The organism is Pseudomonas sp. 14P5.3.2, assembly GCF_057799175.1.
Window position 1 is genome coordinate 20,871 of sequence record NZ_JBYOKU010000008.1, and the last position, 25,702, is coordinate 46,572.

Below are 25,702 nucleotides of genomic sequence, written 5' to 3' on the forward strand. Positions count from 1 at the left end.
AGGTGTCTAGTCCTGAAATAGGTTTAAACCGTTTCAAGACTAGACACCCCTTTGATCTCATCACGTAGTTGATCCCCTGTGGGAGCGGGCTTGCTCGCGAATGCGGACCGTCATTCAACATTAATGTTGCTGACCCACCGTATTCGCGAGCAAGCCCGCTCCCACAGGGTTTTGCGTAGGTCTTGAGGCCGCCGATATCACTTGTCGTGATCAATATCCAGCTTGGTAAATGTCACCTGCCCACCCTCACTGGTATACCCGGTGTTGTCCTGCACATACACGCCAGCCTTGAAGTACAGCGGCTTATTCCGCCAGGTTGCGCTGATCTGTGAATCCCACTGATAGCCTGCCGCGCTCACGCCGAGCGCGCCGCCGGGACTGAGGTGGATCAGGTAGTTGAATTCGTTGTCCAGTTTGATACCGGTCGCCAGGGTGATGACACGGCTTTCGTCATCGTCCGGGTGCATGCGGACCTTGATCACCAGGTTGCCGGTCTGGGTCTTCTCCTTGTACTGGTATTCGAGTTTGACCATCGGCTTCTGGCTTTCATAGGCGTGGATCTGGCCGATGACGATCTTGCCGGAGCTGGGCACCTTGTTCACTGCGAGGGTCGCGCGCAGGGTGTTGTCGGCGTCCGGGTAGTACCAGTTGCGCAGGGTGCCGTTGCTGAAGGTTTCGCGCAGTTCGGTGCGCGGGTAGATGGCATTTTCGGTTTTTGACCCGGTGACCGGGGACCAGAAAAACAGCGTGCCGCTGTCGGAATGGAAGTACTGATCCTTGAAGCCATTCACCAGTTTGGAGGTTTCGACGGTGTACGGCGGATTGCCGACGGGAACGCTGAGGTTCCAGGTTGCGAGATCGATCATGTCGGTTCTTCCACTCAATTCATCCTGAACGCGAGTGCCAGAAGCTCTAGCCCGCGCCTTTTCGGGCGGCCTTTATAAGCGTAGAGGACTTTTTTGTTAACGCCCGTTTGGCAGATGATTGGCGTCAACATCCTGTCGAAATGCCATCTGTGCCGGTTTCCGCGGGCTGCAGGGGTGACCGTTAGTCGGTAAATCGTCGCTTTGGCTAAATGATGGCGGCGTGACAGCTTCTGCTTTCACAGTTCCGGGACTAGAGTGATGACTCAGTAACTGTACGGTTTTCACAAGAAACCGACCGATATCCCGACAAGAGATGTCCCGACAAGAGAAGCAGCATGGAATGCGCGCAACCCCAGCCAGGTGAAGGCAGCTCTGTCCTTTTGATCGTTGATGATTACCCTGAAAACCTGATCAGCATGCGCGCGTTGCTGCAGCGTCAGGATTGGCACGTCATGACCGCCGCCTCCGGCTTCGAGGCGCTCAATCTGCTGCTCGAACACGACGTCGACCTGGTGCTGCTGGATGTGCAGATGCCGGGCATGGACGGCTTTGAAGTCGCGCGATTGATGCGCGGCAGCCAGCGCACACGCCTCACGCCGATCATTTTCCTCACCGCCAACGAACAGTCCCAGGACGCTGTGATCAAGGGCTACGCCAGTGGTGCGGTGGATTATCTGTTCAAGCCGTTTGATCCGCAGATCCTCAAACCGAAAGTCCAGGCGTTGCTCGAACACCAGCGCAACCGCCGCGCCTTGCAGCGCCTGAGTCATGATCTGGAGGTCGCGCGGGCCTTCAATGCCTCGGTACTGGATAACGCGGCGGAAGGCATTCTGGTACTCGGCGAGGACGGCTTGATCCGCTTCGCCAACCCGGCGATTTCGCGGCTGCTGAATGCACCGGTGAAGGAGCTGGAGGGCGAGGAATTTCTCGATTATCTGCAGAAACCGCACATCCCGCTGTGGGCCGATTCCGAGTTGTTGGCCGGCTATAAACGCGGAGAGACCCTGCGTCTGCACGATGCGTTGTTGCGCACGGCGCCGGGGCAACAGGTGCCGGTGGCGTTGTCCTGCGCGCCGCTGCCCTCCGAGCAGCGGGCGATGGTGGTGACGGTGCTGGACATGTCGGTGGTGCGTCACCTGCATCAGCAGCTGGAATTTCAAGCGGTCACCGATCCGTTGACCGGTCTGCTCAATCGCCGGGGCTTTTATCAGACGGTGGAAAACCTGCTGCTGCGCGGTGAACGCAGCGACAGCAGTTGGGTGCTGTTGTACCTCGACCTCGATGGTTTCAAGCGGGTCAACGATTCCCTCGGCCACGATGCCGGCGACCGGGTGCTGCGCTGGGTCTCCGAGCAGTTGAAAGCCTGCCTGCGACCGTTCGATATTCTCGCGCGTATGGGCGGTGACGAGTTCACCGCATTGCTCGATCTGGAATTCCCCGAGCAAGCGGCGAAGATTGCCGAGAAACTCATCGAACGGGTGTCGATCTGTCAGCAGATCGAAGGGCTGGACATCGCCCTCGGCGCGAGTATCGGCATTGCCACCTACCCGGACTGCGGTTCTAACCTCGACGGCTTGCTGCGCGCCTCGGACATCGCCATGTATGAGGCGAAGCGCGCCGGGCGTCAGCAGTATCGTTTTTATGATCACGAAATGAACGGTCGCGCCCGCTCGCGGCTGATGCTCGAGGAAAGCGTGCGCAACGCCATCGAGAACCGCGATTTCAATCTGGTGTATCAGCCACAGGTCGCGATCGACAGCGGGCAGATCCGCGGTTTCGAGGCGTTGCTGCGCTGGCAGCATCCGAGCGTCGGCGATGTGCCGCCGGGGTTGTTCCTGCCGTTGCTGGAAGAGGCGCGACTGATCAGTCGGCTCGGCAGCTGGATTTATCATCGCGGCGCCGGCCAGCGCAAAGCCTGGGAAACCCTGTTCGCCGAGGATCTGGTGCTTGGCGTGAGTTTGAGCAACACCCAGTTCGGGCTGCCGAACCTGGTCACCGAGTTACGCCAGGTGCTGGAGCGGCACTCGTTGCAGCCGCGGCAACTGGAGGTGGAAATCACCGAAGACGCGCTGATGCACAACCCCGACGAGACCCGCAAACAGCTGCGCCTGCTGCGTAATCTCGGGGTGCGCGTGGCGCTGGATGATTTTGGTTCGGGACCGTGTTCGCTGGCGCATCTGCGTGATCTGGAACTGGACACGCTCAAGCTCGATCGACACCTGATCGCGCGGCTGCCGGATTCGACGCGCGACGCGGCGCTGGTCAGCAACGTGATCAATCTGTGCAAGCAGTACGGTTTGCTGGTGATCGCCGAAGGCGTGGAAACCATCGAACAGTACCAATGGCTGCAAGCGCATGGCTGCGAATATGTGCAGGGTTTCCTGGTGGCGCGCCCGCTGACCTCCGAAGACGCCGCCAGCTTCGCCGAGCCCTTCGACTGGGGCGCGCTGCCGGTTTGAATTCGCTACACTGGCGCTCTTTTCGAACCGTGTTGCCGTGTCCATGACTGCGTTGAAATACCTCCAGGCCTATCCCGCGCAATTGCAGGATCAGGTGCGCCAACTGATCGCCGAACAGCGTCTGGGTGACTACCTGAGCCAACGCTATCCGGGGCGTCACGACGTGCAGAGCGACAAGGCGCTGTACAGCTACGCGCTGGACCTGAAGCAGGAATACCTGCGCAACGCGCCGGCCATCGACAAGGTGCTGTTCGACAACCGCCTCGACCTGACGCACCGCGCGCTGGGCCTGCACACCACGGTTTCAAGAGTGCAGGGCGGCAAGCTCAAGGCCAAGAAAGAGATTCGCATCGCCTCGTTGTTCAAGGAGGCGGCACCCGAGTTCCTGAAGATGATCGTCGTGCATGAACTGGCGCACTTCAAGGAATCGGACCACAACAAGGCCTTCTATAAATTGTGCGAGCACATGCTGCCGGGGTATCACCAGGTCGAGTTCGATCTGCGGGTGTACCTGACGTGGCGGGATCTGCAATAGCCGTTAACAAGGAGCGTGTGGATGGACGTCAGCAAGACCAAAAGCAGTTTTTACCGGCGCCTGTATGTGGCCTACCTGATCGACAGCGGCCTAGCCCCAAGCGTCCCGGCGCTGACCGAAGTGACCGGCATGCCCCGGCGCACGGCGCAGGACACGATCGCCGCGCTGGCGGATCTGGATATCGTCTGTGAATTCGAGCAGGAAGAGGGCGCGCGCAACCATGCCGGGCGCTATCGGATTCGCGAGTGGGGGGCGATTGATCGCGGGTGGATCGAGCGTAATCTGCGGCAGATCAAGGCTGTGCTGGAGTATCCCTGAGTTTCGCAGTGCCTGAGCTGACGCCTTCGCGAGCAGGCCCGCTCCCACCGTAGACCGAGTTCCTTCAGATGGAATGCGATCAAAATGTGGGAGCGGGCTTGCTCGCGAAGGGGCCCTCAAGGACGACGCATGCCTATGTGCGGAATGTCATCCTCCAGATACTCCTCACCCGCCACGACAAACCCGTACCTGCCGTAATACCCCTGCAAATGCGCCTGCGCCGACAGATAGATCGGCACCTGCGGCCAATGCTTCTCGGCCTGTTTCAGTGCGTGTTCCATCATCACATGCCCCAGCCCTTTGCCACGGCCCTGCGGCGCAATGATCACGCGGCCGATCACCACGTCACCGCCCTGGGATTCGGGATCCAGCAGGCGTAGATAGGCCATCAACTGATCATCTTCCCAACCCATGAGGTGATGGGTGTCGCCGTCCAGATCCTGGCCGTCGAGGTCCGGGTAGGCGCATTTCTGTTCGACCACGAACACCTCCGAGCGCAGCTTCAACAGCGCGTACAGCTGCTCTTTGCCCAGATCGCTGTGATGCTTGCAGATCCACTCGATTGTCATCTTCCACCTCCTTGAACTCCGTCGCCCGATACTAAGCGCACAGGCCCTGGATGTCTGTATGGCGGAAGAGTCTGTGACAAAGGTCAAAATGCCATCATTCCTTTCTCGCGGCGGCTGCTGCTTTGTGTAATCTGCTGGAAAGCGCTGTGCACTGGCTTCAATGAGCTAATGTTAGGGCCTGGGTTTCGCCGGTAAGGGGCCTTGGGGTTTTGACTGAAAACACGCCGGGCAACTCGCCCGCTAAGGATTTTCAAGCATGCCGCGACTGCATCGAGCCTTTGCGTTGGTCGGATTGCTCTTGCTGGCCCAAACCGCCGCAGCGGACAAGTTGCGGCTGGTGTTCGATATCTGGCCACCGTTTACCGACGACACGCTGGTCAACGGCGGCCTGGCCACCGACATCGTCAGCACCGCGCTGGCGCGGGCCGGTTATGCCAGCGACTACGAGCAGGTGCCGTGGGCGCGGGCGCTGCTGGGGGTTGGCGAGGGGCGCTACGACGTTCTGGTCAACGCCTGGTACAACGACGAACGCACCAAACTCGGCCAGTTCTCTGGCGAATACCTGCTCAATCGCATCCGCTTTCTCAAGCGCAAAGATACGCCGCTGGACTACAGCAACCTGGAGCAACTGCACACCTATCCGGTGGCGGTGGTGCGCGGCTATGCCTACTCGCAGGCGTTCGATGCGGATACCGCGCTCGAGAAAGTCCCTGTGCATAACTTCGCCATGGCCGTGCGCATGCTCGCGGCGGATCGAGTCAAACTGACCCTGGAAGATGAATACGTCGCGCGTTATTACCTGGCCCGCGAATCACCGAAAGTGCGCAACGCGGTGGAGTTTTTGCCCAAGCCGTTGAGCGAGAACAGCCTGCACATTCTGGTGAGCCTGAAGAACCCTGAGCATGAACAGATTGTGGCCGGGTTTGATAAGGCGATTGCGGCAATGAAGGCGGATGGGAGTTATGACCGGTTGTTGCGTCAGCATGGGATGTAGGGGCTGATCCGGAAATGGCTGTGTGGCTGATGGTCCTTTCGCGAGCAAGCCCGCTCCCACATTTGGAATGCGTTCTCCTGTGGGAGCGGGCTTGCTCGCGAAGAGGCCCTGACAAACACCGCAAAACTCAGGCTTCGCTGGTGTCCTTGATCAGGTGCGCCGCCAACGTCCGCAACGGCCCCAACTGCCGGCAGATCAACGCCAGTTGGGTCTGCACCAGCCGTTGCCCTTCATCGATCTCGTCGGGCATCTGCTCCAGCTCGTTGGCCAGCGCTTCCTCTTCGTCACTCTGAATCGCCACCGGCTGCTTGTTCGCCAGCCCCTGGGCGATGTCGTCGATGCTCGCGGCCAGTTTCACTCCGGCACCGTCGATCAACTGTTCGCGCACGTCCGCCGGTAGCTGCGTTTCGCGATGCGCGCCCAGTCCGGACAAGTAACTGAGCAGAGTGTGTGACAGCACCAGGAAACGGAAGCCGACATCCGCCTCCTTCCGGAAATGCCCCGGCTCCATCAGCATGTTGGCCAAGGTGGTCGACAACGCCGCATCGGCGTTGTGCGCGTTGCGTCGGGCCAGGCGATAGGCGAGGTCGTCGCTCTTGCCGGCGGCGTATTGCTGCATGATCTGGCGCAGATAGATGCTGTTGCAGGTCAGGGTGTTGGCCAGCACTTTATTCAGGCGTCGACCCTGCCAGTCCGGCAGGAACAGGAACACCGTCAGGCCGGCGATCAGGCTGCCGAGCAGGGTATCGAACAGGCGCGGCAGGAACAGCCCGTAGCCATCGCCGATCTGGTTGAAGCAGAACAGCACCATGATCGTGATCGCGGCGGTCGCCACCGTGTAGCGCGTGGTGCGGTTGGTAAAGAACACCACCCCGGCGGCGATCGCGAAACACGACTGCACCAGCGGGCTGGGGAACAGATCGAACAGTGCCCACGCCACGGTCAGGCCGATGGCGGTGCCGAGAATCCGCTGCCCGAGTTTGCGCCGGGTCGCGCCGTAGTTCGGCTGGCAGACGAACAGGGTGGTCAGGATGATCCAGTAGCCCTGCGACGGGTGAATCAAGTGCACCATGCCGTAGCCGATACTCAGCGCCAGCGGCAGGCGCAGGGCATGGCGGAACAGCAGGGAAGTCGGTGTCAGTTGCGTACGCAGGCGAATCCACACGTCCTTGAGGTTGCGCGGCGAGCGGTCGAGCAGGCTGCTGTCGGTGGCGTCCGCCAAGGCATCCGGGTTGCTCGCGTCGCTGAGCAAACGGTCGAGGGTGCCGAGGTTGGCTGCCAGTGCGCGCAGCGAACGCAGGAGGCCGCGCCACGCCGGATTGCTCTGGATGCGCAGGTGTTCAAGGGAGGCATCGAGGTCAGTCAGCGCTTCGGCAAAACTGGCGTCGTAGACGAACGGCTGGCGCATCTGGATCGATTCGGCCAACGCGCGGCAGGCCTTGCCCTGCTGGCGCAACAAACGCTGGCAGCGGAACAGCACGTCGCTGTGAAAGAACGCATCGGCCAGCGCGTTGTACGGATAGTGCGAAGAGCTGGCGCGTTCGTGGATGTCCTGGGCGAGGAAGTACAGCTTCAGATAACGGCTGACTTTCGAGCCCGGACGGCCATTGCCGACCCGGTGCAGGATGATTTCCTTGGCACTGTTCAGCGCTGCCACCACTCGACCGTTCTGCTGCGCCAGTTCCAGCCGCCGCCCCTCGACGTCCAGTTGGCGGATCGGCTCGAACAGCGAGGCTTTCAGCTTCAGGTAGAAACCGAGTTCACGGAACAGCCGCGCCAGACTCTGCTGCACCGGCTGGTTGGAAAACATCGCCTGCCACAGCACCGAGAGCAGGCCGTACCACGCGGCACCCGCCACTAGCAGCATCGGTTCGTGCCAGAAATCGGTGACCGCGCCGCCGCGCTGATCCACGCCGATCATGGTGTAGACCGACAGAATCAACGTCGCCGAGGCAATCGCCCCGTAACGCTCGCCGAGCGCGCCGAGCATGGTCAGGCCGAAGCTGGCCAGTGCCAGAGCAATGGCAAATACGATGGGGTAGGGGAAGAGCAGTTCCACCGACAGCGCGGCGATACTGAAACACACCAGTGTGACCGCCAGTGCGTTGAGGCGGCCCTGCCAACTGTCGTCGGTCTCGGCCAGGGCGCTGGCGATAATCCCCAGGAACAACGGGATCAGCAGGCCCATTTCATCCTGATACCAACACAGCGCCATGCTGCCGGTCAGGGCGATGAACACCCGCACGCTGTAGCTGAATTTATCCAGCGCCCACAGGCGCCGCAAAGACTGACGAAACGAGGTCGAGGACATGAAGTGCGAAGGCCTTCCGAGGCGATGCCGCTAAATTGAGCCAGTAATGACGCCGACGCAATGGCGCCGATCACATCTGACAGCAAAAAGTGTTCCTTACTGCATCACACATAACAACTGTGGGAGGGGGCTTGCTCCCGAAAGCGGTGTGTCATTCAACATGTATGTCGACTGATCCAGCGCATTCGCGAGCAAGCCCGCTCCCACAGTTTTTGATTTGTGTTGGATCAGACGTACTGCGCAGCCGCGTAACCCGAGGCCCAGGCCCACTGGAAGTTGAAACCGCCCAGATGCCCGGTGACGTCGAGCACTTCGCCGACAAAATACAGGCCCGGGCTTTTCAGCGATTCCATGGTCTTGGACGACACCTCGCGGGTGTCGACGCCACCCAGCGTGACTTCGGCGGTGCGGTAGCCTTCGGTGCCGGCCGGGACGACTTTCCAACTGCCGAGCTTGTCGGCGATCTGCGCCAGTTCGGCGTGGGTGTACTGCTTCATCGGTTTGGAAACGAACCAGTTGTCCGCCAGCAGATTGGCCATCTTCTTGGTGAAGATCTCACCAAGCAAAGTTTTCAGCTCGCTGTTCGGGCGCTCGGCCACTTGCTGCTGCAGCCATGCGGCGGTGTCGTGATCCGGCAGCAGATTGATCTCCACGGTGTCGCCCGGCTCCCAGAACGACGAGATCTGCAGAATCGCCGGGCCGCTGAGGCCACGGTGAGTGAACAGAATGTTCTCGCGAAAGCTCTGCTCGTTGCAGCTGACCAGACAATCCACCGAGGTCCCGGACAGTTCGGTGCACAGTTCCTTGAGCTGATCGGTGATGGTGAACGGCACCAGTCCGGCGCGGGTCGGCAGCAGTTCATGGCCGAACTGTTTGGCCACCTGATAACCGAAGCCTGTAGCGCCCAGCGTCGGGATCGACAGCCCGCCGGTGGCAATCACCAGCGACTGGCACTGAACCTGGCCGAGGGTGGTGTCGAGCAGGTAACCGTTCTCGACTTTCTCGATGGTCTGGATCGAGGTGTCCAGGTGCAGCTCGACGCCGACCTGATCGCACTCGTCGAGCAGCATGCCGAGGATGTCGCTGGATTTGTTATCGCAGAACAACTGACCGAGTTTCTTCTCGTGGTACGGCACGCCGTGCTTGGCGACCATGCCGATGAAATCCCACTGGGTGTAGCGCGCCAGTGCCGATTTGCAGAAATGCGGATTGTGCGAGAGGAAATTGCTCGGCTCGGTGTACATGTTGGTGAAATTGCAGCGGCCACCACCGGACATCAGGATTTTCTTGCCGGCCTTGTTCGCGTGGTCGAGCAGCAACACCTGACGCCCACGCCCGGCGGCGGTCAGTGCACACATCAACCCTGCGGCGCCAGCGCCAATGATCACGACTTCGGTAGAGCGCAAAACGGTGTCCTCTTGGTGGGTCGCTACAAAACAAACTGTGGGAGCGGGCTTGCTCGCGAAAGCGGTGTGTCATTCAACATGATGTCGACTGACAGATTGCATTCGCGAGCAAGCCCGCTCCCACAGGAGATCTTCTTTGGGGCGAAGATCGTTTACAAAACCCGCACGCGCAGCGAGCGGCCCTTGATCTTGCCGTTGTTCAAGCGCTGCAGCGCCTGCATGACCACGGTGCGTTCAACGGCCACGTACGACTGGAAGTCGAAGATCGCGATCTTGCCCACCTGCGCGCCCGGGATGCCGGCGTCGCCGGTCAGTGCGCCGAGGATGTCGCCCGGACGCACTTTGTCTTTACGCCCGCCGGCGATGCACAGCGTGCTCATCGGTGGCTGCAGCGGGGCGCCGCCCTGGGACTTGAGGTTGTCGACCTGATCCCAGTTCAGCGGAGCTTTCTGCAGCTGTTCGATGGCTTGCGCGCGATGCGCTTCGGACGGCGCAACGAGGCTGACCGCAATGCCTTTCTCGCCGGCACGACCGGTACGGCCAACGCGGTGAATGTGGATTTCCGAGTCACGGGCCAACTCGACGTTGATCACCATGTCCAGCGCATCGATGTCCAGACCACGGGCGGCCACGTCGGTGGCGACCAGGACCGACGTACTGCGGTTGGCGAACATCGCCAGCACCTGGTCGCGGTCACGCTGTTCCAGATCGCCATGCAGGCCGACGGCGGAGATGCCTTTGGAGGTCAGGTGATCGACGGTTTCCTGCACCTGCTGCTTGGTGAAGCAGAACGCCACGCAGGAGTCCGGGCGGAAGTGGTGCAGGACTTTGGTCACTGCGCTCATGCGCTCTTCCGGAGAAATTTCGTAGAAGCGCTGTTCGATCTGCGTGTCGTCATGGAACGCTTCGGCTTTCACCGTTTGCGGATCACGCATGAATTTCGACGCCAGTTGCTTGATGCCCACCGGATAAGTGGCGGAGAACAGCAGGGTCTGACGGCGTGCCGGAGTCTTTTCGATGATGTCTTCGATGGCGTCGTAGAAGCCCATGTCGAGCATGCGGTCGGCTTCGTCGAGGATCAGCGTGTTCAGACCGTCGAGCACCAGCGAACCCTTGCGCAGGTGCTGCTGGATACGCCCCGGGGTGCCGACGATGATGTGCGCGCCGTGCTCCAGCGAAGCGATCTGCGGGCCGAACGACACGCCGCCGCACAGGGTCAGGACCTTGATGTTGTCTTCGGCACGGGCCAGACGCCGGACTTCCTTGGCGACCTGGTCGGCCAGCTCACGGGTCGGGCAGATCACCAGCGCCTGGCAACCGAAGTAACGCGGGTTGATCGGGTTCAGCAGGCCGATGCCGAACGCGGCGGTCTTGCCGCTGCCGGTCTTGGCCTGGGCGATCAGGTCCATCCCCTTGAGGATCACCGGCAAGCTCTGCGCCTGGATCGGCGTCATCTGGGCATAACCGAGGGATTCGAGGTTAGCCAGCATGGCGGCGGACAGCGGCAGAGTATTAAAAGCGGTGGCGATGGTGGTCACGGGACTGGCCTGCAAAACAAAATGTCGCGCAGTGTAGCAGCCCCGTGCCACTTTCCTCGAAAGTTCTGGACGAACAGTGCCTGAATCTCATGGAAAGAGATCAACTGTGGCGAGGGAGCTTGCTCCCGCTGGGGCGCGAAGCGCCCCGCTCTTCAACTCAAAAAGCGGGGGCCTGCTGCGCAGTCCAGCGGGAGCAAGCTCCCTCGCCACAAAGGCCTTCACTGTTTGGTCAGTGTTCGATGTGTTCATCCGGATGTTCATCCGGGCGTTTGACCCGGCGGCCGTCCTCTTTCGACAGTTGCGAGAAGATCGTCGCCGCCAGCATCGCCATCACTCCGACCGTGACAAACGTCAGCTGGAACGCACCCAGCACGGTTTCGACGCCGTCGTTGCCGATCTCCGCCGTGAAGCCGCCAAGCAGCGCACCGGCGCAGGCCACCCCCAGACTCAGCGACAATTGCGCCACCACCGACAGCAAGCTGTTGCCGCTGCTGGCGCTGGCGTCGTCGAGGTCGATCAGGGTCACGGTGTTCATCGCGGTGAACTGCAGCGAGTTGATCGCGCCGAGAATCGCCAGCAGGCACAGCAACAGCCAATAAGGCGTCTGCTCACTGACCAGGCCCATGCTCGCCAGCATGATCCCCAGCGCCAGGGTGTTGCCGGTGAGCACGATGCGATAGCCAAGACGTTCGATCAGCGGTCGCGCCACCCACTTGGCGATCATTGCCGCCGCCGCCAGTGGCAGCATGCTCATCCCGGCTTGCGCCGGTGAATAACCCAGCGCCACTTGCAGCAGCAACGGCACCAGAAACGGCAGGGCACCGCTGCCCAGACGGGCGAACAGGTTGCCGATGATCCCGACCGCAAAGGTCCGGGTCTTGAACAGCGATGGCGAGAACAGTGGATTTTCGACACGCCCGGCACGCAACCAGTAAGCCGCCAGACAGGCCAGCCCGCCGAACAGCAGCAACATCACCCGCAGGTGCGGCAAGTGCAGTTCGCCCAGGCCTTCCATGGCGATGGTGATCAGAATCATCGCCGCGCCGAACAGCAGGAAACCGAGGCTATCGAAACGCGTGCGCTCGGTGCCGCGCAGGTCGGGAATGAATTTCCACACCGCGTAGCAACCGATGAGGCCGACCGGCAGGTTGATCAGAAAGATCCAGTGCCACGTCAGGTATTGCACCATCCAGCCGCCCATGGTCGGGCCAATCAGCGGGCCGAGCAGACCGGGAATGGTGATGAACCCCATGATCCGCACCAGTTCCGAACGCGGGTAGGCGCGCAGCACCACCAGCCGCCCGACGGGCAACATCAGCGCACCACCGAGGCCCTGAATGACCCGCGCGCCGACCAGCATGGTCAGGCTGCTGGATAACGCGCAGAGCAGTGAGCCGAAACTGAACAGCAGGATCGCGCCGAAGAAGATTTTCTTGGTGCCAAAGCGGTCGGCGATCCAGCCCGAGGCCGGAATCAGCAAGGCGACGGTGAGCATGTAGGCGATGACCACGCCCTGCATGCGCAACGGGTCTTCGGCCAGATCCTTGGCCATGGCCGGCAGGGCGGTGTTGAGGATGGTCCCGTCGAGGGACTGCATGAAGAACGCAATGGCGACGACCCACGGCAACCAGCGGGCGGTAATGGCGTCGAGAGGCGGGCGTGTGGGCATGGAACCTCTTGTGGGTTATTGATCCGAATGCTTGTCCTGGCTTGAAGCTTTTGTGGCGAGGGAGCTTGCTCCCGCTCGGCTGCGCAGCAGCCGTAAATTCAGCCAACCCGGTATTACAGGAACACCGAGTTGACAGGTTTTGGGGGCGCTTCGCACCCCAGCGGGAGCAAGCTCCCTCGCCACAGTGTTATAGCGTTAGCGTGAGTCGGCTCACCAGCGCCCCCGGCAGCAGTGCCGACGAGGTATTGCGCTGGCTGTACGTGCTCGCCGACAGCAGCAACTCGCGCTCGGCGGTCAACGCTTCCAGCTGCGAACCCAGCAGGTTGTAGGCGCTGTCGTCGAAACGCATGGTGCTGACCGGCGCCTGAATCTCGCCGTTTTCGACCCAGAAAGTTGCGAAGCGGGTCATGCCGGTCAGGCGCGCCGCCGGTTGATCCGAGAAGTTCAGGTACCACAGGTTGCTGATGTACAACCCGGTGCCCAACTGCTTGAGAATCTCTGCCTGTGACAGATCACCGGCCGCCATGTTCAGTGCGCTCGGCGATTCGCCGCCGCTGGCACCGTTGGCGGTCAGGCCGTATTCGGCGGCACTGCGTGAACCGACCAGTTGATCACCGGCCTTGCCTTCGACGATCAGCCGCAGATCGCTGCGCGGATAACCCTCGGCGGAAAACGCCGGACTCAACGATTCGCTGACTTTCTCATCCAGCGATACCAGTGGACTGAACGTCTGATCGCCGACATACAGCTTCTGCAGCGGGCTGCTCTTGCTGGCAATCGACTGCGCCGAGAAACCGCCCCAACTGAGCATGCCCATGATTTCTTCCAGCGCGGCCGGCGCCAGATAAGCCCGGTATTGCCCCGGTGCCAGAGTACGTAGCGGGCGACCGAGGAACGCCAGTTGCTCGCGGGCCTGCTGGAAGCGTCGGGCGAAGCCTTCGCTGCTCCAGTCGTGCCCGGCGTAGCTGGCCTTTACCGCTTCGCCATTTTCGTGGAACAGGCTGAAGTCGAAGTTGAAGCTGTTGGCCTGATGCCAGCCGAACGCTCCCGAGGAACTGGCGAAACCACGACTGATCGGGCCGGCAGCATAGAAACCGACCAGATCCAGACCTTCAGCAGCGGTGCAGATTTCCTCGACCACCTGCTCGGTGTCCGGCAACGGGTGTTCCTGCACGTTGTTGCTCTGCCAGCCGTTGTGATTGAGCAGCAGGTACGGATCCTGCGGCAGCAGCGGCAGGGTTTCGCGCAGTTGCTGCAGGCCTTCGGCGAGGCGTTGCAGATCGGCTTCCTGATCACCGGACAGGGTGATGTGCAGGTCAGCGTGGCGGCCGTCGTTGATCAGCTTCAGCCCGACGTCGGCTTGCTGCACCTGGCCGGCCTGACGCACCTTGGCGTGGTTGAAACGGACGAACGCCGACGATTCGGCGGCATAGCTGAGCGTGAACTGTTCCGGCTCGCGCACACTGTCGCGTAGCCAATTGACGATGACCTTGAAGGCGTCGGACTGACTCTTCGAAATGCTCATCAGGCGTCTCCCCCAAACACATCAACGTTGCTGAATACGCAGGCCGGCGAAGCGTGGCCGACGCGGATCACCTGGTTCGGCTCGCCCTTGCCGCAGTTTGGCGTGCCCAGCACCTTACGGGTGCCGGCGTCGCCGACCGCGCGCAGACTCTTCCAGAAGTGCGCGGATATGCCCCGGTAGTTCGGATTTTTCACCACACCTTTAAGTTCACCGTTCTCGATCAACTGACCCCACTCGCAACCGAACTGGAATTTGTTGCGCGCGTCGTCAATCGACCACGAACGGTTGGTGCTCATCAGAATGCCATGCTCGATGCCGCTGATCAGTTGCGTCAGCGACTGATCGCCCGGCTCGATGTTGAGGTTGGCCATGCGGTCGATCGGCGGCCGGTTCCAGCCGCAGGCGCGGCTGTTGGCAACGCCGTCGAGACCGGCGCGGAACTGCGACAGCGCGCCGCCCAGTGGCCGCAGCAGCAAGCCTTCGCGAATCAGGAATTGTTTGCTGGCCTTGGTGCCGTCGTCATCGTGGCCGTAGCTGGCGAGTTCTTCGGGAATGTCTGGATCGAAGGTCACGTTGAGCAGCTTCGAGCCATATTGCAGGCTGCCGAAGTCACTGGTTTTGACGAAGCTGGTGCCGGCGTAGTTGCGCTCGTCACCGAGGATGCGGTCCAGCTCCAGCGGGTGACCGATGGACTCGTGGATCTGCAGCATCATCTGGTCCGGCATCAGCAACAGATCGCGCGGGCCTTGCGGGGTGTTCGGCGCGAGCAGCAGTTGCAGGGCCTGATCGGCCACTTTCGGGCCGGCGCCGACCAGGCCGCAACGGCTGATCACGTCCGCGCCGCCCTGCTGGCCGAAGTTCTCGCGGCCGAGGGAGCGGGTCTGGCTGTCGTTGCCGTCGTAGGCGGTGACATCCAGGCTCGGATAGACGAAGCGCTGGGCCTGGCGCAATTCGGCACCGGCGCTGCTCAGGTAGATCTGTTCGACATGGGTGATGCCGATGCTCGCTTCCCAGTTCACCAGGCGCTCATCCTTTGGCACCGAGGCGGATTCCGCGCCGAGCAGCTCGAAGCATTCGCTCAGGGACGGGAAGGGTTGCTCGAGATTGGGCGAAAAGTAATCGGCGCGGTCACTCGACACTGGCTGGTCGCGCAGGTCGAGCAGGGCGTGGGGCTTCAGTCGCCGGGCCTGCTGTTCGGCGCGCTCAAGGGCGGCTTGCAGGCCTTGCTGCGACAGGTCGTTGGTCGCCGCATAGGCTTCAACGCCGTTGACGCGCACAGTGAGCATCGCCCCTTCGTCGCGGCCCAGGCTTGGTGGCTCGGCGACGTTCTTGCGCACCGACAGGTATTGGCCGGACTCGCGTACATACCGCAGGGAAAAAAACTCGGCGCCCGTGCGCAAGGCAGCGAAGCGCTGCTTGAGCTGGGGGTGGAAATCGAACATTCGGGAACCTCCTTGTTATGGAGTTGCGGGGTGAAGCGATTCGGCGGGGAGGGGTGAAACGGTTGCGCGAGGTCTAGAGTAGGCCTGCGTGGGGGTAGGATCAAGTGAAGAGGGGGTGTAGGAGGATTTACTGTGCAGCAGGGGAATTTGTGTTGAATGTGAGGGCCCCTTCGCGAGCAAGCTCGCTCCCACATTTGAAATGCATTCCAATGTGGGAGCGAGCTTGTCTCCGGGCGGCGTTCCGACGAAGGTAGCGCCTCGGTATTACGTCTTACTGAGCAACAGGCGTGATATCACGCATCGGCTTGCCTTTCACCGGCGCATTGCCAGCGACGTAGTACGCTGCGGTGCTACGCGGCAGTGGCTTGCGGCCACGGATCTTGTCGGCGATTTTCTCCGCCATCATGATCGTCGGCGCGTTCAGGTTGCCGGTGGTGATGATCGGCATGATCGAAGCATCGACCACACGCAGGCTCTGCATGCCGTGCACGCGACCTTCGCCATCCACTACGGCCATTTCGTCGGTGCCCATCTTGCAAGAGCAGGACGGGTGGAACGCGGTTTCGGCGTGCTCGCGGATGAACTTGTCCAACTGCTCATCGGTTTGCACTTCGATGCCCGGGCTGATTTCGCGGCCACGGAAGGCGTCCAGTGCCGGCTGTTGCATGATTTCGCGGGTCAGGCGGATGCCGTCACGGAATTCCTGCCAGTCCTGCTCGGTGGCCATGTAGTTGAACAGGATGCTCGGGTGCTGGCGCGGATCCTTGGATTTGACCTGGATGCGGCCACGGCTCGGCGAACGCATGGAACCCATGTGCGCCTGGAAACCGTGCTCTTTCACACCGTTGCTGCCGTTGTAGTTAATCGCCACCGGCAGGAAGTGGTACTGGATGTTCGGCCATTCGAACTCTTCGCGAGTACGGATGAAACCGCCGGCTTCGAACTGGTTGCTGGCGCCGATGCCGGTGCCGTTGAACAGCCACTCGGCACCGATGGCCGGCTGGTTGTACCAGAGCAGCGACGGGTACAGCGAGACCGGTTGGGTGCAAGCGTATTGCAGGTACAGCTCAAGGTGGTCCTGCAGGTTTTCACCGACGCCTGGCAGGTCATGGACGACTGGGATGTCGAGGCTTTCCAGCAGTTTTGCCGGGCCGACACCGGAGCGCTGCAGAATCTGTGGCGAAGCGATGGCGCCGGAGCACAGCAGGACTTCTTTGCGCGCTTTGGCTTCAACGCGCTCTTCCGCCGAACCGACCAGGTAACGCACGCCGACCGCACGCTTGCCTTCGAACAGAATCTTGTCGGTCAGGGCGTGGGTGACGATGGTCAGGGTCGAACGCTTTTTGGCGACGTCGAGGTAGCCACGGGCGGTGGATGCACGACGGCCGTTCGGCGTCACGGTGCGGTCCATCGGGCCGAAGCCTTCCTGCTGGTAACCGTTCAAGTCTTCGGTGCGCGGGTAACCGGCCTGCACGCCGGCTTCAACCATGGCGTGGAACAGCGGGTTGTTGCCCGCCTTCGGCGTGGTCACGCTGACCGGACCGTCGCCACCGTGGTAGTCGTTCGGGCCGATGTCGCGGGTTTCCGCTTTACGGAAGTACGGCAGGCAGTCGAGGTAGGTCCAGTCTTCCAGACCTGGCAGTTTCGCCCAGTTGTCATAGTCCATCGCGTTGCCACGGATGTAGCACATGCCGTTGATCAGCGAGGAACCGCCGAGGCCTTTGCCGCGACCGCATTCCATCCGGCGACCGTCCATGTGTGGCTCTGGATCGGTTTCGTACGCCCAGTTGTAGCGACGACCCTGCAGCGGGAACGCCAGCGCGGCCGGCATTTGCGTGCGGAAGTCGAAACGGTAGTCCGGGCCGCCGGCTTCGAGCAGCAGAACGGTGACGCCTTCGTCTTCAGTCAGACGGGTCGCCAGGGTGTTACCGGCCGAGCCGGCACCGATGATGATGTAATCGAATTCTTGGGACATTGAATGCACCCTCTTTAGATGTGGTCAGGTAGGACCTCGGCGAGTGCTGCGCACTCGAATCGCTGGCAAGCCAGCTCCCACAAGGATTGGGAGCTGCCACAGATTTGATGGACGACTCCAGACCTGTGGGAGCGGGCTTGCCCGCGAAGAGGCCCTCGCAGGCAATACAAGACTCGGGGCTTAGAACACCGAAACGTAATCGCCCAGCTCGACCTGTACCGATTTGATGCGTGTGTAGTTGGTCAGCGAGCTGATGCCGTTTTCACGACCCACGCCCGACTGCTTGTAACCGCCCACCGGCATTTTTGCGTCGGACTCGCCCCAGGCGTTGATCCAGCAGATACCGGCTTCCAGTTGATGAATCACGCGGTGTGCGCGGTTCAGGTCTTTGGTGACGATACCGGCGGCCAGGCCGAAGTCGGTGTCGTTGGCGCGGCGGATCACTTCTTCTTCGGTCTCGTAGGAGAGGATCGCCATCACCGGGCCAAAGATTTCTTCACGGACGATGGTCATCTCGTCGGTGCAGTCGGTGAACACGGTCGGTGCAACGAAGGCGCCTTTGGCGAATTCGCCGTCGGTCAGACGCTCGCCGCCGCACAGGACGCGGGCACCTTCTTCTTTACCCTTGGCGATGTAACCCAGCACGCTTTCCATGTGGGCGAAGCTGACCAGTGGGCCGAAGTTGGTGTTTTCGTCTTCCGGGTTGCCGATGCGGATGCGCGCTACGCGCTCGACGATCTTGGCTTCGAAAGCGGCTTTCAGGTGGCTCGGTACGAACACGCGAGTACCGTTGGTGCAAACCTGACCGGAGCTGTAGAAGTTGGCCATCATCGCGGTGTCGGCGGCGCGATCGAGGTCGGCGTCGTCGCAGATGATCAGCGGCGACTTGCCGCCCAGTTCCATGGTCACGTCTTTCAGCGACGAGGCCGAAGCGCTGGCCATGACTTTCTTGCCGGTGTCGGTGCCGCCGGTGAAGGAGACTTTTTCGATACGCGGGTGCTCGGTCAGCCAGGTGCCGACTTCACGGCCGCTGCCGGTCAGGACGTTGAACACGCCGTTTGGCAGGCCGGCTTCGGTGTAGATCTCGGCCAGTTTCAGGGTGGTCAGCGAGGTGACTTCGCTTGGCTTGAAGATCATCGCGTTACCGGCCGCCAGGGCCGGTGCAGATTTCCACAGCGCGATCTGGATCGGGTAGTTCCACGCGCCGATACCGGCGACCACGCCCAGCGGTTCGCGACGGGTGTAGACAAAGGAAGTGTCGCGCAGCGGGATCTGCTCGCCTTCGATCGCTGGTACCAGGCCTGCGTAGTATTCCAGCACGTCGGCGCCGGTGACGATGTCGACGTATTTGGTTTCGGAGTAAGCCTTGCCGGTGTCCAGGGTTTCCAGAGCAGCCAGTTCATCGTTGCGCTCGCGCAGGATGTCGACGGCGCGACGCAGGATGCGCGAACGCTCCATGGCGGTCATTGCGGCCCAGATTTTCTGGCCCTTTTCAGCGCTGACCACAGCGCGCTCGACGTCTTCCTTGGTCGCACGTTGCACTTGGGCGAGGACTTCACCGTTCGCCGGGTTGATGGCTTCGAAGGTGGCATCGCTGCCAGCGTCGGAGTACGCGCCATCGATGTAGAGTTTTTGCAGTTCGAAACGGGCCATAGTGTCCTCGCAAGTGCATTAGTGGTTGGCGTCGACCACCGCGCTGAAACTGCGGTGGCGGTTCAGGTGCCGAGCGTTTTCTGTGTGCTCTGGCTCACCTGCTTGGCCAATTGGAAATCCATGTATTCGTAAGCGATCTGTTGCGCCTGCGCCGTGTCGAAAGCGTCTCCCGACAGCGCGCCGCGCAACCACAAGCCGTCGATCAACGCTGCCAGTCCACGCGCTGCGCTGCGCGCCTCTTCGAGCGGCAACACACGGCGGAACTCGCAGCACAGGTTGGAATACAGACGGTGATCGTTGATCCGCTGCAACCTGTGCAAAGACGGCTGGTGCATGCTGGTGGCCCAGAAGGCCAGCCAGGTTTTCATTGCCGGGCCATTGACCTGGCTGGCGTCGAAGTTGCCTTCGATGATCACCTGCAGATGCGCCCGTGGGCTGCTGTCTGCCAGCGCCTGACGGCGCGCGGTGACGTTCTCGCTGAGGACGTTCATCAGATACCGCATCGTGGCGGCAATCAGGCCGTTCTTGTCCTGAAAATAGTGACTGATGATGCCATTCGAGACACCGGCCAAACGGGCGATCAGCGCAATGCTGGCGTCCCCCATTCCGACCTGATCGACCGCTTGCAACGTGGCTTCGATCAGTTGTTGGCGGCGGATGGGTTGCATACCGACCTTGGGCATCTTGCACATCTCCTTAGGCCTTCCGACGGGCGATAAACGCCTATCGGATTGAGGGCCAGTCTATTTTGTTTTGATTGAACGTTCAATCAACAAAGAATAAGATCTGCGACAAATCGTCGCTGCCTACAGATTTTTTCTGCTTGTAAATGGCGATAAAACGACATCCGAAAATGCTTGAAACCTGCGTGGGGCATGGCGCGGTTCGCTATTCGATGGACGTGTTGAAAGGGCAAGACGCTCGGGGCCAGGTTTCGGATGAACGTCCGCACAGCTTTGGCCACGAAAGCGATTCGCAACGCCATTTCGGCAGGTTCGGGCTTTTTTCGGGGTGTCTTTATATCACCCGCCGGTCGGCTGCCAACTAACCGATTGGTCGGGTTCCGTGTTGCCTTGTGTTCTTCTCTCGCACTGCCTGGAGCATTTGTGCCATGAGTTCTGCCTCTCTTATAAAGACCCCGCCCGAGAAGGTGACGGTCAACGGTTGGGTGTTTTACACCTCTACCGCGTTGATTCTGTTGTTGACCGCCATTCTGATCATCGCCCCGCAAGAGGCCGGCAGATTGTTGGGTATCGCTCAGGCCTGGTTGTCGCGCAGCTTCGGCTGGTACTACATGGTGGTGATCGCCGCCTACCTTGTGTTTGTGGTGGGCCTGGCGTTTTCCTCCTACGGCAAACTCAAACTGGGCAGCAAGGACGACACCCCGGATTTCAGCTACGGCGCCTGGGCGGGGATGCTGTTCTCGTCGGGTATCGGTATTTCGCTGCTGTACTTCGGCGCCTCCGAGCCGCTGGATCATTACTTCAATCCGCCGGAAGGCGCATCGGCCACCAACATGGCTGCGCGTCAAGCTGTACAGCTGACCTTCCTGCACTGGGGCCTGCACGGCTGGGCTATCTATGCACTGGTCGGTCTGGCCGTGGCGTACTTCGCTTACCGTCATAACCAGCCATTGGCCCTGCGTTCGGCGCTGTATCCACTGGTCGGCGAGCGTTGGGTCAAGGGCGCGGCCGGTCATGCGGTGGACGGCTTCGGTATGTTCGTAACCCTGCTGGGTCTGGTGACCAACCTGGGGATCGGTTCGCTGCAAGTGTCCTCCGGCCTGGAAAACCTGTTCGGCATGGAACACAGCAACACCAACCTGCTGATCGTGATCATCGTGATGAGCACCGTGGCGACCATCGCTGCGGTGTCCGGTGTGGAAAACGGCATCCGTCGTCTGTCCAACCTGAACATCGTGCTGTTCAGCGGTCTGCTGATTTTCGTCCTGCTGTTCGGCCCGACCCTGCACCTGCTCAACGGCTTCGTGCAGAACATCGGCGACTACCTCAACGGCGTAGTACTGAAGACCTTCGACCTGTACGTCTATGAAGGTGACAGCGCCAAGTCCGACCGCTGGCTGGGCCTGTGGACCCTGTTCTACTGGGCCTGGTGGATTTCCTGGGCGCCATTCGTCGGCATGTTCATCGCGCGTATTTCCCGTGGTCGTACCGTGCGTGAACTGGTGGCCGGCGTGCTGCTGATCCCGCTGGGCTTCACCTTGGCCTGGTTGTCGATCTTCGGTAACTCGGCGCTGGATCTGGTGATGAACCAGGGGGCGGTGGAACTCGGCAAGACGGCGCTGGAACAGCCGTCGATGGCGATCTACCAGTTGCTGGAACACTACCCGGCGTCGAAAGTCGTTATCGGTGTGTCGATCTTCGTCGGTTTCGTGCTGTTCCTGACCCCGGCCGACTCCGGCGCGGTGATGATGGCCAACCTGTCCTGCAAGGGCGGTAACGTTGACGAAGATGCGCCGCACTGGCTGCGGATCTTCTGGTCGGTGGTGATCACGCTGGTGACCATCGGTCTGCTGTTCGCCGGTAACTTCGAAGCCATGCAAACCATGGTGGTGCTGGCCGGTCTGCCGTTCTCGGTGGTGCTGGTGTTCTTCATGTTCGGCCTGCACAAGGCGATGCGTCAGGACGTGCAGATCGAACAGGAGCAGGCGCAACTGGCCGAGCGCGGTCGTCGTGGCTTCAGCGAGCGTCTGACGCAGCTGGACCTGCAACCGAGCCAATCGGTGGTGCAGCGTTTCATGGACAAGCAGGTCAGCCCGGCGCTGGAAGACGCTGCCGCACAAATGCGTGCGCAGGGTCTGGAAGTGCAGACGCTGCTGGGCAAATCCAAGCGCTGCATGGGCGTGCGCGTCGAGATGGAAGAGGGCAACCCTTTCGTCTACGAAGTGAGCCTGGATGGTTATCTGGCGACCCCGACCGAATCGGCCCAGTCCGATGAAGCGCGCCAGCGTTACTATCGCGCCGAGGTGTACCTGCACAACGGCAGCCAGGATTACGACCTGATGGGCTTCACGCAGGATCAGATCACACGCGATGTGCTCGATCAGTTTGAAAGCCATCGGCAGCTCCTTGGCCGGGTGTATAGCTAAGTTGTAGGTGGTGCGGTGTTTCTGTCTGAAGCACCGTGCCGCATTCTTCGCGAGCAAGCCCGCTCCCACATTGGATTGCATTTCAAATGTGGGAGCGGGCTTGCTCGCGAAGGGGCCATCAGCTCCAACGCTGAACGCCCTGTATTCCGATAAACAAAAACGCCGCGATCCTCTCGCGGCGTTTTTGTGTCTGCGGGGTTCTTACCCCAGGTTCTTGCCCAGCAGCGCGTGATACAGCTCGCTGTCGCCAAGAATCCCCACCACATGGTTGTTGTCGTGCAGCACCAGTTTGTTGCCGGTCTGGTAGCGGATCTGCAATGCATCGCGCATGCCGATATTCGAATCCACCAGTGTCGGCTTGCGCTCCAGCGCTTCCACCGCTTGCCCTGGTGCCCAGTTCTGCAGGTTCAGCACCGAACCGTTCTGCCGCGCGCCTTTGATGGTGTTGCCTTCGGCCAGATCCAGCCACGAATCGCCACCCGGGTCGAGGCACACCGAACCGTTGATGCGTTTGCAGTTGTCCAGCGTGCGCATCAGGCTGCGGCCACACAGGACGTTGAGCGGATTGGTGTGGGCCACGAAGGTGCGCACATAGTCGTCCGCAGGATTGAGCACGATCTCTTCCGGCACGCTGTACTGGATGATCCGGCCATCCTTCATGATCGCGATGCGGCTGCCCAGTTTGAGCGCCTCGTCGAGGTCGTGACTGACAAACACGATGGTCTTGCTCAGCTTGCGTTGCAGCTCCAGCAGTTCGTCCTGCAGGCCCTGACGGATCAGCGGGTCGAGTGCCGAGAACGGTTCGTCCATCAGCAGAATATCGGCGTCCATCGCCAGCGCCCGGGCCAGGCCCACACGCTGCTGCATGCCGCCGGAGAGTTCATCGGGCTTCTTGTTGCGCCATTGAGTCAGGCCGACCAGTTCGAGCTTGTCGTCGACCAGCTTGCGCCGTTCCTTCTCCGGGCGACCCTGCATTTCCAGACCGAAGCTGATGTTCTCGCGCACGGTCAGCCACGGCATCAGGGCGAACTTCTGGAACACCATGGCGATGCGTTTGGTGCGCATCATCTTCAGTTCGGCCGGGGTGCAAGAGGCGATGTCGATCTGCTTGCCTTCGTGCTCGACGAACAGCTTGCCGCGACTCACGGTGTTGAGGCCGTTGATGCAGCGCAGCAGGCTCGACTTGCCGGAGCCGGACAGGCCCATCAGCACGCAGATCTCGCCCTTGTTGATATCCAGCGTGGCTTTTTCCACGCCGACGATCTGTCCGGTCTTTTTCAGGATCTCGTTACGCGTCATGCCCTGATCCAGCAGCTTGAGCGCCTCGCGTGGATCCTTGGAGAAGATTACGTCGACGTCTTCGAAGCGAATTATGCTCATGCGTCACCCCCTACTTTGGCGTCGGGTTGTTTGCAGATACGGTCGAGCATGATCGCCAGCAGTACGATCGCCAGGCCTGCTTCGAAGCCCAGGGCGATATCAGCAGTGTTCAGTGCGTTGACCACCGGTTTGCCGAGTCCGTCGGCGCCCACCAGTGCCGCGATCACCACCATCGACAACGACAGCATGATGCACTGGGTGATGCCGGCAGCGATGCTCGGCATGGCGTGAGGCAGTTCGATCCGTGAGAGCAATTGGCGACGCGAGCAGCCGAAGGCTTTGCCGGCGTCCATCAGTTCTTGCGGGACATCGCGGATGCCCAGGTAGGTCAGGCGGATCGGCGCAGCGATGGCGAACACCACCGTGGAGATCAGGCCCGGCACCACACCCAGCCCGAAGAGGGTCAGGGTAGGAATGAGGTAAACGAAGGTCGGTACGGTCTGCATCAGATCGAGTACCGGACGCATTAGTGTGTAGAACATCGGTTTGTGCGCGGCGACGATGCCCAACGGCACGCCGATGACCACGCAGACCAGGGTCGCGAACATGACCTGGGCGAGGGTTTCCATGGTTTCCTGCCAGTACCCCAGGTTGAGGATCAGCAGGAACGAGGCAATCACAAAAACAGTCAGCCCCCATTTGCGCTGGATGAAATGTGCGAGCAGGGCAATGAGGCCGATCAACACAAAAGGATTGAACCAGGTCAGCGCAAACGTCACGCCGTGGATCATCGTTTCCAGTGTCACGGCGATTGCGTCGAAGGTGCTGGCGCCGTGTTGCGTCAACCATTCAACGAAACCCGCGATGTACTGGCCTAAAGGGATTTTCTGATCAATCAGCATGGTAGTGAACGTCCGCATGCAAGGAATAAACAGCCCGGGCGAGCGAACTCGCCCGGCGTAAGGCAATTACTGTGCGAGCTTGGCTTTCACGGCTTCCAGGCCAGGTTTACCGTCAATGGTGGTCACGCCAGCGAGCCAGGTATCGAGCACCTGTGGATTCTTTTTCAGCCAGGCCTTGGCGGCCGCGTCAGGCTTCATCTTGTCGTCGAGGATGTTGCCCATCAGCTCGCTTTCCATGTCGACGGTGAATTCCAGGTTTTTCAGCAGCTGACCGACGTTGCTGCATTCGGTGCTGTAGCCCTTGCGAGTGTTGGTCGCCACGGTGGCAGCACCGAAATCGGGGCCGAAGAAGTCATCGCCGCCGGTCAGGTATTGAATCTTGAAGCGCTTGTTCATCGGGTGCGGCGCCCAGCCGAGGAAGACCACGGCGGTGTCGCGTTTCTGCGCGCGGTCGACCTGCGAGAGCATGCCCGCTTCGGACGACTCGACGACCTTGAAGCCGGCGGTTTTCAAACCGAAGGCGTCTTTGTCGATCATGCTCTGGATCAGGCGGTTGCCGTCGTTGCCAGGCTCGATGCCGTAGATCTTGCCATCGAGCTCTTTCTTGAATTTGGCGATGTCGGCGAAGTCATGCAGCCCTTTGTCATACAGCGCCTGCGGCACGGCGAGGGTGTACTTGGCGCCCTTGAGGTTGGTGCGCACGGTTTCCACGGTGCCGGCGTCACGGTAGGCCTTGATGTCGTTTTCCATGGTCGGCATCCAGTTACCGAGGAACACGTCCATGTTCTTGCCGTCGGCCAGCGACTTGTAGGTTACGGGCACGGAAATCATGGTGGTCTTGGTCTTGTAGCCGAGCGCATCGAGCACCACCGAGGTGGTGGCGGTGGTGGCGGTGATGTCGGTCCAGCCGACATCGGAGAAGTTCACGGTACTGCACTGAGCGGGTTCTGCAGCTTGAGCCAGTAACGGCAGACTCAGCATGGCGGCCAACAACAACGACGGGGAACCTTTCATGGATGGACTCCTTGGTGTTTTTTTTGGCAGTGTTCCGACTGTGGACCACCGCACTTATAGGTTGCGGTTGGATGGCGTTCTGGAGACAGCTCTACCA

General features: G+C 60.9%; 19 protein-coding genes. 5 read left to right on the top strand and 14 right to left on the bottom strand.

Going from position 1 to position 25,702, the window contains the following annotated elements:
• Window positions 1-197: 197 nt before the first annotated feature.
• Window positions 198-866, bottom strand: a complete 669-nt coding sequence (locus AC27VU_RS08555; RefSeq protein WP_201136378.1) for a polysaccharide lyase family 7 protein — start codon at window positions 864-866, stop codon at window positions 198-200.
• 335 nt (window positions 867-1,201) lie between these two features.
• Here AC27VU_RS08555 and AC27VU_RS08560 point away from each other — a divergent pair, with 335 nt between their 5' ends.
• Genes AC27VU_RS08560 through AC27VU_RS08570 form a run of 3 tightly spaced genes read left to right on the top strand, consistent with a single transcriptional unit; the run spans window position 1,202 to window position 4,178 of the window.
• Window positions 1,202-3,325, top strand: a complete 2,124-nt coding sequence (locus AC27VU_RS08560; RefSeq protein WP_488723869.1) for a putative bifunctional diguanylate cyclase/phosphodiesterase — start codon at window positions 1,202-1,204, stop codon at window positions 3,323-3,325.
• Between the two features lie 43 nt (window positions 3,326-3,368).
• The gene (locus AC27VU_RS08565) at window positions 3,369-3,860 is read left to right on the top strand and encodes a M48 metallopeptidase family protein (protein WP_003229006.1); all 492 of its coding nucleotides are present in this window, start codon (window positions 3,369-3,371) and stop codon (window positions 3,858-3,860) included.
• Window positions 3,861-3,881: 21 nt separating this feature from the next.
• The gene (locus tag AC27VU_RS08570) at window positions 3,882-4,178 is read left to right on the top strand and encodes a winged helix-turn-helix domain-containing protein (RefSeq protein WP_003229005.1); all 297 of its coding nucleotides are present in this window, start codon (window positions 3,882-3,884) and stop codon (window positions 4,176-4,178) included.
• Window positions 4,179-4,294: 116 nt separating this feature from the next.
• On the opposite strand, the gene AC27VU_RS08575 is transcribed toward AC27VU_RS08570, so the two are convergent.
• Complete coding sequence (locus tag AC27VU_RS08575) at window positions 4,295-4,747, bottom strand: GNAT family N-acetyltransferase (protein ID WP_003229004.1); 453 nt, start codon at window positions 4,745-4,747, stop codon at window positions 4,295-4,297.
• Between the two features lie 256 nt (window positions 4,748-5,003).
• Between AC27VU_RS08575 and AC27VU_RS08580 the strand changes: the two genes are divergently transcribed.
• The gene (locus AC27VU_RS08580) at window positions 5,004-5,741 is read left to right on the top strand and encodes a substrate-binding periplasmic protein (RefSeq protein ID WP_103522145.1); all 738 of its coding nucleotides are present in this window, start codon (window positions 5,004-5,006) and stop codon (window positions 5,739-5,741) included.
• A 127-nt stretch (window positions 5,742-5,868) separates the two neighbouring features.
• Here the strand turns inward: AC27VU_RS08580 and yccS are convergent, their stop codons facing one another.
• The 9 genes from yccS to betI all read right to left on the bottom strand — a co-directional run bounded on the left by yccS (window position 5,869) and on the right by betI (window position 19,943).
• Window positions 5,869-8,052 (bottom strand): YccS family putative transporter, encoded by a 2,184-nt coding sequence (gene yccS / locus AC27VU_RS08585; RefSeq protein WP_103522146.1) that lies wholly within the window; start codon window positions 8,050-8,052, stop codon window positions 5,869-5,871.
• A 227-nt stretch (window positions 8,053-8,279) separates the two neighbouring features.
• Window positions 8,280-9,458 carry a BaiN/RdsA family NAD(P)/FAD-dependent oxidoreductase gene (locus tag AC27VU_RS08590; RefSeq protein ID WP_003229001.1) on the bottom strand — a complete coding sequence of 393 codons (1,179 nt, stop codon included), beginning with the start codon at window positions 9,456-9,458 and terminating at the stop codon, window positions 8,280-8,282.
• 152 nt (window positions 9,459-9,610) lie between these two features.
• On the bottom strand, window positions 9,611-10,996 hold the full coding sequence (dbpA, locus tag AC27VU_RS08595) for an ATP-dependent RNA helicase DbpA (protein ID WP_103485210.1): 1,386 nt from the start codon (window positions 10,994-10,996) through the stop codon (window positions 9,611-9,613).
• A 229-nt stretch (window positions 10,997-11,225) separates the two neighbouring features.
• Complete coding sequence (gene mdtD / locus AC27VU_RS08600) at window positions 11,226-12,665, bottom strand: multidrug transporter subunit MdtD (RefSeq protein WP_400508897.1); 1,440 nt, start codon at window positions 12,663-12,665, stop codon at window positions 11,226-11,228.
• A gap of 187 nt (window positions 12,666-12,852) precedes the next feature.
• The gene (locus tag AC27VU_RS08605) at window positions 12,853-14,190 is read right to left on the bottom strand and encodes a TldD/PmbA family protein (protein WP_103485212.1); all 1,338 of its coding nucleotides are present in this window, start codon (window positions 14,188-14,190) and stop codon (window positions 12,853-12,855) included.
• Window positions 14,190-15,632 carry a TldD/PmbA family protein gene (locus AC27VU_RS08610; protein ID WP_103521779.1) on the bottom strand — a complete coding sequence of 481 codons (1,443 nt, stop codon included), beginning with the start codon at window positions 15,630-15,632 and terminating at the stop codon, window positions 14,190-14,192. The genes AC27VU_RS08605 and AC27VU_RS08610 overlap by 1 nt, the downstream gene beginning before the upstream one ends.
• A gap of 271 nt (window positions 15,633-15,903) precedes the next feature.
• Window positions 15,904-17,607 carry a choline dehydrogenase gene (betA, locus tag AC27VU_RS08615; RefSeq protein WP_226500932.1) on the bottom strand — a complete coding sequence of 568 codons (1,704 nt, stop codon included), beginning with the start codon at window positions 17,605-17,607 and terminating at the stop codon, window positions 15,904-15,906.
• A 180-nt stretch (window positions 17,608-17,787) separates the two neighbouring features.
• The gene (gene betB / locus AC27VU_RS08620) at window positions 17,788-19,260 is read right to left on the bottom strand and encodes a betaine-aldehyde dehydrogenase (protein ID WP_003228997.1); all 1,473 of its coding nucleotides are present in this window, start codon (window positions 19,258-19,260) and stop codon (window positions 17,788-17,790) included.
• A 62-nt stretch (window positions 19,261-19,322) separates the two neighbouring features.
• Window positions 19,323-19,943, bottom strand: a complete 621-nt coding sequence (betI, locus tag AC27VU_RS08625; RefSeq protein WP_003228996.1) for a transcriptional regulator BetI — start codon at window positions 19,941-19,943, stop codon at window positions 19,323-19,325.
• A gap of 428 nt (window positions 19,944-20,371) precedes the next feature.
• On the opposite strand from betI, the gene betT reads away from it, so the two are divergent.
• Window positions 20,372-22,369, top strand: a complete 1,998-nt coding sequence (betT, locus tag AC27VU_RS08630; RefSeq protein WP_003228995.1) for a choline BCCT transporter BetT — start codon at window positions 20,372-20,374, stop codon at window positions 22,367-22,369.
• A gap of 201 nt (window positions 22,370-22,570) precedes the next feature.
• On the opposite strand, the gene choV is transcribed toward betT, so the two are convergent.
• The 3 genes from choV to AC27VU_RS08645 form a co-directional block, all read right to left on the bottom strand.
• Window positions 22,571-23,749 carry a choline ABC transporter ATP-binding protein gene (gene choV, locus AC27VU_RS08635; protein WP_003228994.1) on the bottom strand — a complete coding sequence of 393 codons (1,179 nt, stop codon included), beginning with the start codon at window positions 23,747-23,749 and terminating at the stop codon, window positions 22,571-22,573.
• Window positions 23,746-24,591 (bottom strand): choline ABC transporter permease subunit, encoded by an 846-nt coding sequence (gene choW, locus AC27VU_RS08640; protein ID WP_007962645.1) that lies wholly within the window; start codon window positions 24,589-24,591, stop codon window positions 23,746-23,748. The genes choV and choW overlap by 4 nt, the downstream gene beginning before the upstream one ends.
• A 66-nt stretch (window positions 24,592-24,657) precedes the next feature.
• The gene (locus AC27VU_RS08645) at window positions 24,658-25,605 is read right to left on the bottom strand and encodes a choline ABC transporter substrate-binding protein (protein WP_003228992.1); all 948 of its coding nucleotides are present in this window, start codon (window positions 25,603-25,605) and stop codon (window positions 24,658-24,660) included.
• Window positions 25,606-25,702 lie beyond the last annotated feature (97 nt).

Excerpts from the sequence above, each read along its gene's own strand:
- AC27VU_RS08555 (WP_201136378.1), bottom strand. The coding sequence starts at position 866 with ATGATCGATCTCGCAACCTGGAACCTCAGCGTTCCCGTCGGCAATCCG.
- AC27VU_RS08560 (WP_488723869.1), top strand. The coding sequence starts at position 1,202 with ATGGAATGCGCGCAACCCCAGCCAGGTGAAGGCAGCTCTGTCCTTTTG.
- AC27VU_RS08565 (WP_003229006.1), top strand. The coding sequence starts at position 3,369 with ATGACTGCGTTGAAATACCTCCAGGCCTATCCCGCGCAATTGCAGGAT.
- AC27VU_RS08570 (WP_003229005.1), top strand. The coding sequence starts at position 3,882 with ATGGACGTCAGCAAGACCAAAAGCAGTTTTTACCGGCGCCTGTATGTG.
- AC27VU_RS08575 (WP_003229004.1), bottom strand. The coding sequence starts at position 4,747 with ATGACAATCGAGTGGATCTGCAAGCATCACAGCGATCTGGGCAAAGAG.
- AC27VU_RS08580 (WP_103522145.1), top strand. The coding sequence starts at position 5,004 with ATGCCGCGACTGCATCGAGCCTTTGCGTTGGTCGGATTGCTCTTGCTG.
- yccS (WP_103522146.1), bottom strand. The coding sequence starts at position 8,052 with ATGTCCTCGACCTCGTTTCGTCAGTCTTTGCGGCGCCTGTGGGCGCTG.
- mdtD (WP_400508897.1), bottom strand. The coding sequence starts at position 12,665 with ATGCCCACACGCCCGCCTCTCGACGCCATTACCGCCCGCTGGTTGCCG.
- AC27VU_RS08605 (WP_103485212.1), bottom strand. The coding sequence starts at position 14,190 with ATGAGCATTTCGAAGAGTCAGTCCGACGCCTTCAAGGTCATCGTCAAT.
- AC27VU_RS08610 (WP_103521779.1), bottom strand. The coding sequence starts at position 15,632 with ATGTTCGATTTCCACCCCCAGCTCAAGCAGCGCTTCGCTGCCTTGCGC.
- betA (WP_226500932.1), bottom strand. The coding sequence starts at position 17,607 with ATGTCCCAAGAATTCGATTACATCATCATCGGTGCCGGCTCGGCCGGT.
- betB (WP_003228997.1), bottom strand. The coding sequence starts at position 19,260 with ATGGCCCGTTTCGAACTGCAAAAACTCTACATCGATGGCGCGTACTCC.
- betI (WP_003228996.1), bottom strand. The coding sequence starts at position 19,943 with ATGCCCAAGGTCGGTATGCAACCCATCCGCCGCCAACAACTGATCGAA.
- betT (WP_003228995.1), top strand. The coding sequence starts at position 20,372 with ATGAGTTCTGCCTCTCTTATAAAGACCCCGCCCGAGAAGGTGACGGTC.
- choV (WP_003228994.1), bottom strand. The coding sequence starts at position 23,749 with ATGAGCATAATTCGCTTCGAAGACGTCGACGTAATCTTCTCCAAGGAT.
- choW (WP_007962645.1), bottom strand. The coding sequence starts at position 24,591 with ATGCTGATTGATCAGAAAATCCCTTTAGGCCAGTACATCGCGGGTTTC.
- AC27VU_RS08645 (WP_003228992.1), bottom strand. The coding sequence starts at position 25,605 with ATGAAAGGTTCCCCGTCGTTGTTGTTGGCCGCCATGCTGAGTCTGCCG.